The organism is Phyllobacterium sophorae, assembly GCF_003010965.1.
Taxonomy (GTDB): domain Bacteria; phylum Pseudomonadota; class Alphaproteobacteria; order Rhizobiales; family Rhizobiaceae; genus Phyllobacterium; species Phyllobacterium sophorae.
Genome location: NZ_PGGM01000001.1, coordinates 741,203 through 756,035, shown reverse-complemented (window position 1 = coordinate 756,035; position 14,833 = coordinate 741,203). Strand labels below are relative to the sequence as shown.

General features: G+C 59.4%; 12 protein-coding genes and 1 pseudogene. 9 read left to right on the top strand and 4 right to left on the bottom strand.

The genetic code is table 11. The features are described from left to right. Positions 1-31: 31 nt before the first annotated feature. The 4 genes and pseudogenes from CU103_RS03635 to CU103_RS03615 all read right to left on the bottom strand — a co-directional run bounded on the left by CU103_RS03635 (position 32) and on the right by CU103_RS03615 (position 5,748). Positions 32-1,671 (bottom strand): annotated as a pseudogene (locus tag CU103_RS03635) (arylsulfatase). A gap of 427 nt (positions 1,672-2,098) precedes the next feature. Next, a complete protein-coding gene (locus CU103_RS03630) occupies positions 2,099-3,346 on the bottom strand; it encodes an Mrp/NBP35 family ATP-binding protein (RefSeq protein ID WP_106662511.1) in 1,248 nt (415 codons plus the stop codon). A 333-nt stretch (positions 3,347-3,679) separates the two neighbouring features. Next, a complete protein-coding gene (locus tag CU103_RS03620) occupies positions 3,680-4,381 on the bottom strand; it encodes a histidine utilization transcriptional repressor HutC (protein ID WP_245448560.1) in 702 nt (233 codons plus the stop codon). After that, positions 4,378-5,748, bottom strand: a complete 1,371-nt coding sequence (locus CU103_RS03615) for a formimidoylglutamate deiminase (protein WP_106662509.1) — start codon at positions 5,746-5,748, stop codon at positions 4,378-4,380. Before CU103_RS03615 ends, CU103_RS03620 begins: the two co-directional genes overlap by 4 nt. A 98-nt stretch (positions 5,749-5,846) precedes the next feature. On the opposite strand from CU103_RS03615, the gene hutI reads away from it, so the two are divergent. From hutI to CU103_RS03570, 9 genes are all read left to right on the top strand, one after another. After that, the gene (gene hutI, locus CU103_RS03610) at positions 5,847-7,046 is read left to right on the top strand and encodes an imidazolonepropionase (protein ID WP_245448558.1); all 1,200 of its coding nucleotides are present in this window, start codon (positions 5,847-5,849) and stop codon (positions 7,044-7,046) included. Beyond that, entirely contained in the window at positions 7,043-8,584 is a 1,542-nt protein-coding gene (gene hutH, locus CU103_RS03605; protein WP_106662507.1) for a histidine ammonia-lyase, read from the top strand. Before hutI ends, hutH begins: the two co-directional genes overlap by 4 nt. Beyond that, positions 8,581-9,384: an N-formylglutamate deformylase gene (gene hutG, locus CU103_RS03600; protein ID WP_106662506.1), complete on the top strand. Its 804-nt coding sequence runs from the start codon at positions 8,581-8,583 to the stop codon at positions 9,382-9,384. Before hutH ends, hutG begins: the two co-directional genes overlap by 4 nt. Beyond that, positions 9,384-11,054 carry a urocanate hydratase gene (gene hutU / locus CU103_RS03595; protein WP_106662505.1) on the top strand — a complete coding sequence of 557 codons (1,671 nt, stop codon included), beginning with the start codon at positions 9,384-9,386 and terminating at the stop codon, positions 11,052-11,054. The genes hutG and hutU overlap by 1 nt, the downstream gene beginning before the upstream one ends. Next, on the top strand, positions 11,054-11,599 hold the full coding sequence (locus CU103_RS03590; RefSeq protein ID WP_106662504.1) for a HutD/Ves family protein: 546 nt from the start codon (positions 11,054-11,056) through the stop codon (positions 11,597-11,599). The genes hutU and CU103_RS03590 overlap by 1 nt, the downstream gene beginning before the upstream one ends. An 80-nt stretch (positions 11,600-11,679) precedes the next feature. Continuing rightward, positions 11,680-12,063 carry a hypothetical protein gene (locus CU103_RS03585; RefSeq protein WP_106662503.1) on the top strand — a complete coding sequence of 128 codons (384 nt, stop codon included), beginning with the start codon at positions 11,680-11,682 and terminating at the stop codon, positions 12,061-12,063. Positions 12,064-12,148: 85 nt separating this feature from the next. Then, on the top strand, positions 12,149-13,513 hold the full coding sequence (locus CU103_RS03580) for a PepSY-associated TM helix domain-containing protein (protein WP_106662502.1): 1,365 nt from the start codon (positions 12,149-12,151) through the stop codon (positions 13,511-13,513). 23 nt (positions 13,514-13,536) lie between these two features. Continuing rightward, complete coding sequence (locus CU103_RS03575; protein WP_106662501.1) at positions 13,537-14,070, top strand: copper chaperone PCu(A)C; 534 nt, start codon at positions 13,537-13,539, stop codon at positions 14,068-14,070. Positions 14,071-14,225: 155 nt separating this feature from the next. Continuing rightward, positions 14,226-14,660: an SCO family protein gene (locus tag CU103_RS03570; RefSeq protein ID WP_425350558.1), complete on the top strand. Its 435-nt coding sequence runs from the start codon at positions 14,226-14,228 to the stop codon at positions 14,658-14,660. Positions 14,661-14,833: the final 173 nt, after the last annotated feature.

Below are 14,833 nucleotides of genomic sequence, written 5' to 3'. Positions count from 1 at the left end.
CCATTACCTGGGATCGTTGGCGCCGGTGGCTTCAGTTCTTGCCGCTGCCCGCCTCGTGTAATTTCGCCAACACCTGGTCGAGCGAGAAGCTTCCGGGCTTCTGCCTCGGCGGGAACTCGACATAGCTTTGCAAATGCTCGCCAACGAAGGCCTGGGCTGGTACGAGAAGGTATGTCCGGTCCAGCCGCCAGTTGTCATATTGGTCGGATTCATGCTGGGCACGCTCGAAGGGGTCGGCGCGCAGGTCGAAGATCTTCGGAACCCGCAAGGTGACAAAAGGATCCTGCCACACGTCAAAGCCTTCCGCCCGCTGCTCCATGAACAGAATCTTCCAGCGGTCATAGCGAAACGCTGCGAGGTTGCCGTCGTCGGTCCAGTAGAAGAACTCCTTCCGCTTGCTTGGGCCAGTGCCAGCCAAGAGGTCGTGCTGGTCGTAGCCGTCGAGATGGACCTTGAAGGTCTTGCCCGCTGCCTCGTAGCCTTTCAGCAGCTTATCCTTGACGTCCGGTTCCCCAGCTGCCGCCACGAGAGTGGGAACCAGTCCTCGTGTGACACAATCTCGTTGATCTCACTGCCCGGCTTGATCACACCCGGCCAGCGCATCATGCCCGGAACGCGGTAGCCGCCTTCCCAACTGGTGTTTTTCTCGCCATGGTATGGCGTCGTGCCACCATCCGGCCACGAGAAAACTTCTGCTCCGTTGTCGGTGGTCCACAGAACGATGGTGTTGTCGGCGATGCCGAGGTTATCGAGCTGTTGGAGAAGCTCACCAACCATGCCATCCATCTCGACCATGCCGTCAGCTTCAACCCCCAGACCCGTCTTGCCTGTCGACTCGGGCTTGAGATGGGTGTGAATGTGCATGCGGGTTGAATTGAACCAGCAGAAGAACGGTTTGCCGGCCTTGTGCTGCCGGTCGATGAAATCCTTGGCAGCCGCCAGGAATTCCTCGTCCACAGTCTCCATTCGCTTCTTGGTCAGCGGACCGGTGTCTTCGATCTTCTGCTTGCCTACCCTTCCGAAACGCGGGTCTTCGGTCGCATCATCCGTGTCAGTCGCAGAGCACTTCATGACGCCGCGCGGGCCGTACTTGGCGCGGAACTCAGGGTTCTTCGGGTAGTCAACGTTTTCTGGCTCCTCCTCGGCGTTGAGGTGGTAAAGGTTGCCGAAGAACTCGTCGAAGCCGTGAACCGTGGGCAGAAACTCGTTGCGGTCGCCGACGTGGTTCTTGCCGAACTGGCCGGTGGCATAGCCCTGCGGCTTCAACAGTTCGGCAAGCGTTGGGTCCTTCTCCGACAGTCCTTCCGGCGCAGCGGGCAGGCCGACCTTGAGCAGTCCCGTGCGGAAGCAGCTTTGTCCGGTGAGGAACGCCGCGCGCCCTGCGGTGCAGGATTGCTGGGCGTAAAGGTCGGTGAAAACCGCACCTTCCTTGGCAATACGGTCAATGTTCGGCGTACGGTACCCCATCTGGCCGCGATTATAGGCGCTGGTGTTCCAGTATCCGATGTCATCACCGAAAATGACGAGGATGTTGGGCTTTTTGCCCGCTGCCTGGGCTATAGCAGTGTTGCTGACAGCTGCATTTGCAACTGCGCCGATCGCTGACATGGCGAGCAGCGACCCGCCGGTCAACAAGATATCGCGCCTGCTCGGATTCGCATAGTCTGCCATTGTGTCCCTCCCGTTGATCAGGCCAAAGAACAGAGAGACATGTTGCTGCGGGTAGCTCGACGTAATCACGCCCGTAGCACCTGATGTGATGTGCTCTGTAGAGTAGCCGCGCGAAGGGCACGCCGTGATGCTGGTAACAGGGCTGAGCGGCGTGCCCAACCCATCGATCATCGCTTTCGGATTTGCGCACCGCAAGTACGTAACGGTAACAACTCCTATGGGCGAAGATCCAGTGCGAAATCTCGGAAGGATGGCTTCTCACAAGTCCGTCTTGCGTTCCTTGGCGGGTTTCGCCGCAATAGAGCGGCGAATGGCGAACTGAACCCGCACTAAACGACGCATCCAACGCTGCTTGCGCGCTGCATGATATGGCCACGCAAGGAGCAAACCATTGCGGCCAGAGCGTTCAGGCTGAAGTGGTTACGCCCTACTCAAATACGATTGCCGGGGCGGACCGTCCGCCTTTCGCCGCCGCAAGCTGGTCCCATACTCGTGCCGCGATGTCGCGATAGGCCTTTGCCTGCGGGCCGTCGGGATTGCTGACGACGACCGGCTTTCCGCTGTCGGAAGTTTCACGGATCTCCATGACGAGCGGCACTTCGCCGAGAAACGGCACGCCGAGGCGCTCCGCTTCCTTGCGCGCGCCGCCATGGCCGAAAATGTCGTAGCGCGCGCCAGTGTCCGGGGCGATGAAATAGCTCATGTTCTCAACAATGCCGAGCAAAGGCACATCGACCTTCTTGAACATGTTGAGCCCCTTGCGCGCATCGATCAGCGCCAGATCCTGCGGCGTGGAGACGATGACGGCCCCGGCCAGCGGCACCTGCTGTGCCATGGTCAATTGCGCGTCACCGGTGCCGGGCGGCATGTCGACCACCAATACATCCAGATCGCCCCACTGCACCTCGCGCAGCATCTGCGTCAGCGCCGACATGACCATCGGGCCGCGCCAGATCATCGGGGTTTCCTCATCGACCAGGAAGCCGATCGACATGACTTTCAGGCCGTAGCCTTCCATCGGCTTGAGCACCCTGCCCGATATCACTTCCGGCTTGCCATGCAGGCCAAGCAGGCGCGGCATGGAAGGACCGTAAATGTCCGCATCGAGAATGCCGACGCGATGTCCATTGGCCTGCAACCCCAGCGCGAGGTTGACCGCCGTGGTCGACTTGCCGACACCGCCCTTGCCCGACGCAACCGCGATGATCGCGCCGACGCCCGGCACACCGGCTTTGACCGGTGCAGCAGCGTGGCCATGCGAATGTGCGGGACTTGCGGATGCTCCCTGGGCGGACGCTCCTTGGGCGGGTACACCTTGAGCCGGTACGCGCGGCGGTGGAACCGCGCCCGCCGGAGCAGGCCGCTGTGCGGGCCGTGGCGAGGGGGTGGCCTTCGGCGGCGCATCGTCGCTGGTCGGCCCGCCTTTCTTCTCGGCTGTCAGGGCAACGACGGCGCCGGTGACGTCCGGCATGTTCTTGACGACGCGCTCGGCGGCGGCACGCAGCGGCTCCAGTTCCTGGGCCCGCTCGGCTGGCACGGTGATCGAGAAGAACACCTTGCCGTCGGCAATGAAAATATCCGACACGAGGCCGAGCTCGACGATGTTGCTGTTGAAGTCGGGACCGGTCACTGTCTTCAGCTGTTCGAGGACCTGGTCTTTCGTCACGCCTGCCATTGCAATTCCATCCCTGTCATTCCTTGGCGCAATTCCAGGAAAAGTGTGAAGCGGCTTCCCAATCGGAATTGCGTATTACGAAGATGCTTTCAAATAGTGCAGTTGAGGCGAAACGCCAATGGCCATTTATCCACGAAAACCGATCATGCACCGCCCTCGCCGCCAGTTGCTGATGGGTTCATGGCACGAAACACCAAGTCTGACACATGTTTTGCCAAGGTTGGAAAAGTTTCGCTCGAGTGCGATCCAATCTTGCCCGGGAACCGGCGAAAATGGCCGAACAATCATCGATTCTGGCCAAGCATTATCAACCTTGGCGCGCAAAATAGTTGTCTAGAGTTGAGTGACCATCCGATGCGAACCTGGGTGGCTCATGCGAACGAAAGTGATAGGCTTTTGCAGCACGAAGGTCAGGCGTTCGATGATGAAAACCGATTCCTTCTCGTCAATGCCAAGGATTTCGGCCTCTTCAATGTCTGCCAGATCAGCGTGGAAAATGATCTCGGCCTGTGAAAACGGCGAGTGCGTGACCAGCCATTCATTGGGGCTGACCGTCTCGAAAGTCTCATTGCGAATGGAGGGAACGGCGTCGAGATTGACCCAGCGGTCTTCATATTGATAGGGCTTGCCGTCGGAAAGATGCAGGCAGCGCACATGCAGCATCTCTTTCGTTTTGGCGAGGCCGAGCCGTTTGGTGACGGCCAGCGGCGCCTTCTCAACTCTATTCGAAAGCAGGCGAAACTGATAGATTCCGCCTTTGTTTTCAATCTCTTGACGCACGATCGGGATGACGAAACGCGCCTCCCGCATCGGGTGGAGCGCCACGCGGGTGCCAGCCTTGCGCTTGCGCACCAGGACACCGCCGCGCGCCAGTTCCTGCAAGGCGCGATTGACCGTGGCCCTGGCGCAGCTGAATTCGACGGCCAGCACTTCCTCGCCCGGAATCAACGCTCCGGGCGCCCAGACCCGTTCGGCGATGCGCCGCGCCATCTCGGCCTTGATGGCATGGAACGATTTGCGTGCAGTTGCCGTCACACTCTCTCCAGTATCGCTGCCAAGCGAGTTTTGTAGGTTTTAACGATCGCCGTCCGGTCGCGATGCCGGCCCTCATGCACCACATGGCGCCCAGCCGACCAGACATCGCTGACGGCCTGTCTGTCGCCCGCAAAAATCCAGCCGTCAAGCAGCCTGTCGCCGCTCAGGCCAAAAAGTGCAGCATTTTCAACGTCGATGGCAATCATGTCTGCCCATTTGCCGGGGGCTAGACTGCCGGAATCCCGGCCGAGTGCCTGCGCACCACCCGCCAGCGCGGTGTCGTAAAGCGTCCGGCCGCAGGACTTGCCTTCGACCGAGAGGGTAACGCGCGACACATCCCGCAACCGCTGGCTGTATTCAAGTTGGCGCAACTCTTCCGATGGCGAAATGCGGATGTTGGAATCCGATCCGGTGCCGAACCGGCCGCCTTCGCTCAAGTAATTGACTCCATTGAAAATTCCATCGCCGAGATTGGCTTCGGTCATCGGGCAAAGTCCAACCACGGCGCCGCTTTGTGCAACTCGCTGCGTTTCCTCCGGCGTCATATGGGTGGAATGGACCAGGCACCAGCGCTCATTGACCGGCAGGTGATCGAGCAGCCAGCTCATCGAGCGCTGGCCATAGGCCGCCTGCACCTCTTCGATCTCTGGTATCTGTTCGGCAATATGAATGTGGAAGGGCATCCCGCGGAACTGCTGCTCCAGCGCCTTAAGGTCGCGCTCGTTCACGGCGCGGATCGAATGCGGAGCGACACCGAAACCTGCGTCGAGGCTGACGCTTTTTGCAGTCTTTTCAGCGACTTGCGCCAGTTCAACATAACGCTCCAGATCATTCCCGAAGCGCAGTTGCCCGCCTGTCAGTGCGCGCCCGTCAACGCCGCCCTGCGCGTAGGCGACGGGCAGCAGCGTCAGGCCAATGCCGGTCGCGCTGGCCGCCGCTGCGATCCGCTCCGACAATTCGCTCAAGTTGGCATAGGGCTCGCCGCCCGGCTGATGATGAACATAGTGGAATTCCGCGACGCTGGAATAACCCGCTTCGAGCATCTCGGCGAAGGCAAATGCGGCGATCGCCTCGATGTCTTCTGGGCCAAGAAATTCGAGAAAGCGATACATGATCTCGCGCCATGTCCAGAAGCTGTCACGCCCCGCCGGGCTGCGCGCTTCGGAAAGCCCGGCCATGCCGCGCTGGAAGGTATGGCTGTGCAGATTGGCCTGCGCAGGGAGCAGCCGATCAACAACGTAAGCATCGGAATCGGCTGCACTATTTGGCACGACCGACGCGATGCGGCCCAAAGCGTCGATGTGCAAGAGGACGTCATTTTCCCAGCCGTTCAGCGTCAGGGCTTTCCGCGCAAAAACAGATTTCATGGCGTCTCTCATTTCTTCTCCCGCAACCGATTGACATAATATGTATATACATAATAATGATATGAGCAAGACCATAAATGGGGACGCTGCGAAGGCCGATGAGAAAAATTCTGTCCGGATTGAAGATCGCCACGCTGGAGCAAACCGGCGCGCCCTATGGCCTGATTGATAATGGCTCGATCGGCATCGATGGCGAGCGGATCGTCTGGGTCGGACAGGAGGTTCCAGGCGACTGGAGCACTGTCGAGCGCCAGGACTTCGGCGGTAGGCTGGCAACCCCGGCCCTCATCGACTGTCATACGCATCTGGTTTTCGGTGGCAACCGTGCCCGAGAGTTCGAGATGCGGCTGGAGGGCGCGAGCTATGAAGAGATCGCGCGAGCTGGCGGCGGCATCATTTCCTCCGTTAAAGCGACCAACGGCTTGGGCGAGGACGAACTTGTCGCGCAAAGCCTGCCCCGGCTCGATACGCTTTTGGCTGAGGGCATTTCGACCATCGAAATCAAGTCCGGCTACGGTCTCAACATCGAGGCTGAACTGAAAATGCTGCGTGTCGCGCGCCGCCTCGGCACAATGCGCCCGGTGCGGATCCTGACGAGCTATCTCGGCGCCCATGCTGTCCCGCCCAAGTATCGCGGCCGTGCTGACGACTATATTTCAGAGGTGGCGCTGCCCGGTCTTGAAGCAGCTCATGCGGAGGGTCTGGTCGACGCCGTGGATGGATTCTGCGAGGGCATTGCCTTCTCGCCCGCGCAAATCTCCCGTGTCTTTGCAAAGGCCGAGGCGCTCGGTCTGCCGGTGAAGCTTCATGCCGAGCAGCTGTCGAACCTCGGTGGGGCCAAGCTTGCAGCGTCCTTCGGCGCGCTATCGGCCGACCATCTCGAATATCTCGACGAAGAGGGTGCGAAAGCCATGGCGACGGCAGGAACCGTTGCCGTACTCCTGCCTGGTGCCTTTTACGCGCTGCGGGAAGAACGCGCGCCGCCCGTAGCAATCTTGCGCGATGCAGGTGTTCGCATTGCTGTCGCCACGGATTGCAATCCCGGCACCTCGCCCCTTACCTCGCTCCTATTGACCATGAACATGGCCTGCACGCTCTTTCGCCTGACCGTGGAAGAAGCACTCGCCGGGGCAACACGCGAGGCGGCGCACGCACTTGGCCTGCAAGGCGAGATTGGTACCATCACGCCTGGAAAGCGCGCCGAAATCGCTATCTGGAACGCCGAGCAACCAGCGGAACTCTGCTACCGCATCGGCTTTAACCCGCTCTATCAGCTTGTTTTGAAAGCACAGTCATGACCATCACGCTTCATCCCGGCTCCGTGCCAATTTCTGTTTTGGAAACAATGTACTGGCAGGGAGGCTCCGCCAGGCTCGATCCTTCCTTTCATCCAGGAATCACGGCCGCGGCACGGCGCATCGCCGAAATTGCCGGCGGCACCGAGCCCGTCTATGGCATCAATACGGGATTTGGCAAGCTCGCCTCGATCAAGATTGAGGCTGCCGACGTTGAGACCCTGCAGCGCAATTTGATCCTCTCCCATTGTTGCGGTGTCGGCAATCCATTACCCGAAAACATCGTTCGCCTGATTATGGTGCTGAAGTTGATCTCGCTGGGACGCGGCGCGTCCGGTGTGCGGCCTGAGCTCATCAGCCTGATCGAATCCATGCTGGAGAAGGGCGTGATCCCGGTCATTCCGGAAAAGGGGTCTGTCGGTGCATCAGGCGATCTCGCGCCGTTGGCGCATATGGCGGCAGCGATGATCGGCGAAGGCGATGTTGTATTTGACGGCATGCAGATGCGTGCGGGCACTGGCCTTGCCAAGGCAGGGCTCAAGCCCGTCGTTCTGGCGGCAAAGGAGGGCCTCGCACTCATCAACGGCACGCAGGTTTCGACCGCCCTTGCCTTGGCGGGTCTCTTCCGCGCCCACCGGGCAGGTCAGTCGGCACTCATTACCGGCGCTCTTTCGACCGATGCCGCCATGGGTTCCTCGGCGCCGTTCCATCCGGATATTCACACTTTGCGCGGTCATCGCGGTCAGATCGATACTGGTGCCGCCTTGCGCCGGCTGCTCGAAAACTCGCCCATACGGATGAGCCATATCGAAGGGGACGAGCGCGTTCAGGATCCCTATTGCATCCGCTGCCAGCCTCAGGTGGACGGCGCCTGTCTCGACCTGTTGCGCATGGCGGCCCGGACGCTGGAAATTGAAGCCAATGCGGTAACCGACAACCCGCTCGTGCTGAGCGATGGCTCCGTCGTGTCGGGCGGCAATTTCCACGCGGAGCCTGTAGCTTTTGCCGCCGATCAAATTGCGCTGGCAATCTGCGAGATCGGTTCTATCGCGCAGCGGCGTATCGCCTTGCTGGTCGATCCGGCGCTGAGCTACGGCTTGCCCGCCTTCCTCGCCCGAAAGCCCGGCTTGAATTCGGGGCTGATGATCGCGGAAGTCACGTCTGCGGCGCTTATGTCGGAAAACAAGCAGATGTCCCATCCGGCCTCGGTCGACTCGACGCCCACTTCGGCCAATCAGGAAGATCACGTGTCGATGGCGTGCCATGGCGCGCGCCGCCTCCTGCAGATGACTGAAAATCTGTTCTCAATCATTGGTATCGAGGCACTGACCGCTGCGCAGGGTATCGATTTACGCAGTCCGCTGCGGACCAGCCCGGAACTGACCCGAGCCCACGGCGTTATTCGTACGGCAGTGCCGACACTGGATGAGGATCGTTACATGGCACCCGATTTGAAAGCTGTTTCCGATCTTATTGCCTCCGGTGCACTCAATGCCGCGATCTCTACTGATATTCTGCCGGTTTTGGACACAGACTTATGAGTGTTGTCGAAGTCGAACGGGGGTTGTCCCCGATCATTCTCGGGTTCCCGCATACGGGGACCGATGTTCCCGCCGATATTTGGAAGCGGCTCAACCAAAACGGCCAGCTGCTTGCCGACACCGACTGGCACATCGATCAGCTCTATGATGGGCTGCTTCCGGAAGCAACGACGGTCCGGGCGACTTTCCATCGTTATGTGATCGATGCAAACCGCGATCCGGAAGGCGTCAGCCTTTATCCTGGGCAAAACACCACAGGGCTGATCCCGGAAACGGATTTTGACGGCAAGCCGATCTGGCGTGACGGTGAAAAGCCCAATGCGGCAGATATAAAATCGCGGCTGGAGCAATTTCATCGTCCCTACCACGCAGCGCTCGCCGATGAGATCAAGCGGGTGCATGAGGCTTGCGGCCTGGCGATTCTTTATGACTGCCACTCCATCCGGTCGCATATCCCTTTCCTCTTCCAAGGCAAGCTGCCGGATTTCAACATCGGCACCAACGAAGGCAAGAGCTGTTCGCCCGAAATCGCCTCGGCGGTCGGCCGTATCGTCTTTGCCGCACGTGGCTATGACGCCGTCATCAATGGCCGGTTCAAGGGTGGCTGGACGACGCGCCACTACGGCCAGCCACAGCTTGGCATCCACGCCATTCAGATGGAACTGACGCAATCATCGCACTTGGCGACTGAAGCACCGCCCTTTGCCCTTGATGAAGCCAAGGCGGAAAAATTGCGCCGGCATCTCAAGGACGTCCTCGAGATCATTGAACAGACCGCTATCAAATTGGGGAGCAGATAATGAACAATCCAAGGCATAATATCCGGGAAATTCGCAGCCCCCGGGGCAATGAGCTCAACGCCAAATCCTGGATGACCGAAGCGCCGCTGCGGATGCTGATGAACAATCTCGATCCGGAGGTTGCCGAAAACCCCAATGAGCTCGTGGTCTACGGTGGTATTGGCCGCGCGGCCCGCACCTGGGACGACTTCGACAAGATCGTCTCCACGCTGAAGACGCTGAACGAAGATGAGACGCTGCTCGTCCAGTCCGGCAAGCCGGTCGGTGTTTTCAAGACCCATGCCAATGCCCCCCGCGTGCTGATCGCCAATTCCAATCTCGTGCCGCATTGGGCGACCTGGGACCATTTCAACGAACTCGACAAGAAGGGTCTGGCCATGTACGGCCAGATGACCGCCGGTTCGTGGATCTATATCGGCACGCAGGGCATTGTTCAGGGCACCTACGAGACCTTCGTCGAGGCCGGCCGCCAGCATTATGACGGCAACCTCAAGGGCAAATGGATCCTGACCGGCGGACTTGGCGGCATGGGCGGCGCGCAGCCGCTCGCCGCCGTGATGGCCGGTGCATGCTGCCTTGCGGTCGAGTGCAATCCCGACTCGATCGATTTCCGCCTGCGTACCCGTTACGTGGACGCCAAGGCTGAGACGCTGGACGAAGCGCTGGAGATGATCGATCGCTGGACAAAAGCCGACGAGGCCAAATCCGTCGGCCTACTTGGTAATGCCGCCGATGTTTTACCGGAACTGGTGCGCCGCGGCGTGCGCCCGGATATCGTCACCGACCAGACTTCCGCGCATGACCCGATCAACGGCTATCTGCCAAAGGGCTGGACGATGGCGGAATGGCGTGAAAAGCGCGAAAGTGACCCGAAGGCGGTCGAGAAAGCCGCGCGGGCGTCGATGCGCGAGCATGTCGAAGCAATGATCGCATTCTGGAACCGGGGCATACCGACACTCGACTACGGAAACAATATTCGCCAAGTGGCCAAAGACGAAGGCCTGGAGAATGCTTTCGCATTCCCGGGCTTCGTCCCCGCCTATATCCGCCCCTTGTTCTGCCGGGGTATTGGCCCGTTCCGCTGGGCAGCGCTTTCAGGTGACCCGGAAGACATCTACAGGACCGACGCCAAGGTGAAGGAACTCACCCCGGGCAACACGCATCTGCACAACTGGCTCGACATGGCGCGTGAGCGCATCGCCTTCCAGGGCTTGCCGGCACGCATCTGCTGGGTCGGTCTCGGTGACCGGCATCGCCTTGGCCTCGCCTTCAATGAAATGGTGCGCACCGGCGAGCTAAAGGCGCCGATCGTGATCGGTCGCGACCATCTCGATTCCGGTTCCGTTGCCTCGCCCAATCGCGAAACGGAAGCGATGAAGGATGGGTCCGATGCGGTTTCCGACTGGCCGCTGTTGAATGCGTTGCTTAATACCGCCTCGGGCGCCACCTGGGTATCGTTGCATCACGGTGGCGGCGTCGGCATGGGCTACTCGCAACATTCCGGCATGGTGATCTGCTGTGATGGCACCGGCGATGCCGCGGAGCGTATCGGACGCGTGTTGTGGAACGATCCTGCCACGGGCGTCATGCGTCACGCCGATGCGGGTTATGAGATTGCCATTGAATGCGCCAGGGAAAAGGGCCTGAACCTGCCGGGTATTCTTGGCTGATGCGCATTCTGCGCGCCGGCGATCACCGGCAAATGCCATGGAAGAATGGCGGTGGATTCACGACCGAGATCGCGATTTCACCGTCTGGGGCAGCGGTCAGCGATTTCGACTGGCGCATCAGCATCGCAAAAGTGCCAAGCTCCGGCCCTTTCTCCGCATTTGCCAATATCGACCGGGTTCTTGCCGTCCTGGACGGCGAGATGCGGCTGACGATCGGTGGTGGCAAGGCGGCGTTGATTGGCCCGGCCTCCCCGGCTATCGCCTTTCCCGGTGATGTCCCGACGAGCGCCGATGTTATCCGGGAAGTCACGGATCTCAACGTCATGGTTCGTCGTGGACGATTTTCGGCCAGTGTCAGGCGGTTTGACCAGGCGGATATTACCGCCAGCGCAGACGAAACCTTTGTACTGTTTCGTTCGAATGCGCTGGCTTCGAACAGAGCACAGTTTGGGCTCGATGACCTGATCCATCTGTCCCCGTCTGAAGCGATTGCTTTCGCCGGCACCCCTCAAACCGCCTGGCTAATCGAAATTCAGCGCCTTTAAACATTCGCTGTCGCTTTGCCGCATAGATTTCGGCGCCCGGCTGATGTATTTGAGCTTTCCGGCTGGAACATGAGGCGTTGATGCGCAAGACCTGGAACGATTGGCGATTGGCGGTGCGCATGCTGTGCGCATTGGCGCTCGTTTTCGTTGCTTTCGCGCACCAGCCGATCGAAGCGGGGACGGGCGGCCAGATCGATCTCGCTGCCTATACGCTGCCAGATGGCACTGTTCCCGTATTATGTCTCCCAGGCAGCGGCGACAAGGATCTGCACACGAGCTCCTGGCACGGCACCGGTTGCGAGGCCTGCAGGCTCTCCGGGTCGTTCATCCTGCCTGCGCCCGCCTCCACGGCCGGTCCAAAGGTCCAGCCAGCTCGTTCGCCAGCAATAAAGCGCGAAGCGATCCTGATCGCACGCAGCCTCTATCCCCCATCGGCTCCGCCACAAGCGCCTCCCCTCGCCTGACAGAAACAATGCGCCTTCCGGGGTGCGTCGCGGCGGGCCTGCAGATGCAGTCCGTCACCCTTTCTGCCAGACGAATGGAACACCTATGTCCGTCTCAAGCTTGGCTTCCGAGAAGCCCAATGACATCAGTCTTTCGCTCTACCGCGCCATCTGGCGCTGGCACTTTTTCGCCGGCCTACTGGTCATACCCTTCATGCTCAATCTGGCCGTCACCGGCAGTCTCTACCTGTTCAAGGACGAGATAGACAATACGGCGTTCGCCTATCGCAATGTGGTGCAGCCGCGCGGCAAAGCCTTGGCTCCATCGCTGTTGATTGATAATGCCAAGGCAGCGGTACCCGGGTCGAAAGTATCGCGCTATCGTGCTCCCGCAGCGCCAACGCAATCTGCTCGCGTTACGGTTGGCACCGATACCGGCAATGTTCTCGTCTTCGTCGATCCCTACAGCGGCTCCGTTCTTGGCAAGGTCGGCGAGAAAGAGGAATTCAACTGGGTCGTCAAGAAGATCCACAGCCTCGACTATTTCGGTTCAGCGTTCAATCGCATCGTCGAGGCGGTCGGGGGTCTCGCGCTCATTCTCGTCATTACCGGCTTTTATCTCTGGTGGCCGCGCAAGCAGACTGGCGGCGTGATCAGCGTGCGGGGCACGCCGGACAAACGCGTGTTCTGGCGGGATATTCATGCGGTGACCGGCGCCGCAGCCGGGGCCCTGATCTTCTTCCTGGCAATAACAGGCATGCCCTGGTCGGGCTATTGGGGCGACAAGGTCAACGCGACGCTGTCTAGCGCTGGCCTCGGTTATCCGGCGCAGCTCTGGGACGATGTGCCGGTGTCAAAAATCCCAACTAAAGAAGTTTTGACCAACTCCGGATGGACCGTCGAAAACGCTCCGGTGCCGACATCGACGCCAAGCGCCACCGCACAGCCTATCGGTCTCGATCAAATTGTCGCTTCGGCCAGTGCTGCGGGTATGGCACCGGGTTTCGAGGTTTCTCTGCCGTCCGGCAAGAAGGGTGTCTATACGGCAGCTATTTTCCCGGACGACATTGCCAAACAACGAACGATCCACTTCGACCAATATACCGGCAAACCGCTCGTTGATCTGAAGTTTGCCGATTATGGCGCGGGGGCCAAGGCTATCGAATTTGGTATCGGCGTACACCAGGGCGAGTATCTGGGCCTGGCCAACCAGATCGTCATGCTCATGACCTGTCTCGCCATTGTTCTGACGTCGGTTTCGGCGGTTGTCATGTGGTGGAAGCGGCGCCCCTCGGGCCGTCTCGGCGTTCCGCCAATGCCATCGCAAAAGAGTGTATTTGCCATGCTGACGCTCGTCATTCTCGGCTTCGGCATCCTCTTTCCGCTTACCGGGTCCGCTATCCTCACTATGCTGGTCCTGGACCAGCTGGTCACGCGCATCCCCTCGCCTTTGCAACGTGTATTCTCTTGAACAATCTGAACTGGAGACATCCGATGAGATCCTTTTCCCGAATTGCCGCGCTCGCGCTGCTGGCCACCTCAGTTTCATTTGCTGCTGCTCAGTCACATGACCACTCCGCCATGGGCAAAGGTGACGCTACCGCGATGAGTGATGACATGATGGAACCTGTAAGAGCCGGCGATCTTGTCTTGAGCGGCGCATTCACACGCGCGACATTGCCCGGCGCCAAGATCGGCGGCGGCTATGTCACGATTACGAATCAGTCGAAGGAAGCCGATCGCCTGGTCGGCGGCTCAAGCCCGGCAGCCCAACGTGTCGAAGTGCATGAAATGAAGATGGATGGAAACGTCATGCAGATGCGTCAGTTGAAAGACGGGCTCGAAATCCCGGCTGGCGGCACCGCTGAACTTTCGCCTGGTGGCACGCACCTGATGTTGATCAACCTTACGGCGCCGCTGAAAGAAGGCGACATGATTCCGGTCACGCTTGAGTTTGCCAAAGCCGGCAAGGTCGAGGTTCAGTTCATGGCCGGACCGGCCAATGCCACCAGCATGGAGCACAACTGATGAATTTCCGTCTTTTGCGCTTTGGGCTGTGGGCGGTCATTGCCGCTCTGTCGCTCTTTCTGGTGTTTACATACGCGAATACTCGTTTCGGTAATAAGGCCGAAGCCGTGCAGCTGGGGGCGCCGTTCAATTTGACCGACCAGACTGGCGCGCCGATTACCGAATCGGCCTTCAAAGGCCATCCGACAGCGTTGTTCTTCGGCTTCACCCATTGTCCGGAAGTCTGTCCGACGACACTGTTCGAGATGGCAGGCTGGCTCAAGACGCTTGGTGACGAAGGCAAGGATTTGCGCGTGTTTTTCATTTCCGTCGACCCCGAACGCGATACGCCCGATGTGATGAAGGGCTATACATCAGCTTTCACAGACCGAATTACCGGTATCACTGGCAAGCCCGACGAGGTGGAGAAATTTCTTAAGGCGTGGAAGATCTATGCCAAAAAAGTCCCAACTGAAAATGGCGACTACACGATGGATCATACCGCGTCGGTCATGCTGCTCGATCGCGATGCCCGGCTGAAAAGTACGATCGACTACAAGGAAAGCCCGGACGTTGCGATGAAGAAATTACGGCTGCTGATCGCAGGTTGATCCCGACAACATTGCCCCCGTTTCGGCGGGGGCGCGCATGCTCATTTTGTGGCAATCCGAACATTTGTATACTAAAAACTCATAATTTCCTAGAATTATTCTAACCTATTGATATTTTTATAGGTTTTAAACAATTAATGTTTGACATTGGGATTTTCGAAAGCCTTTATGCA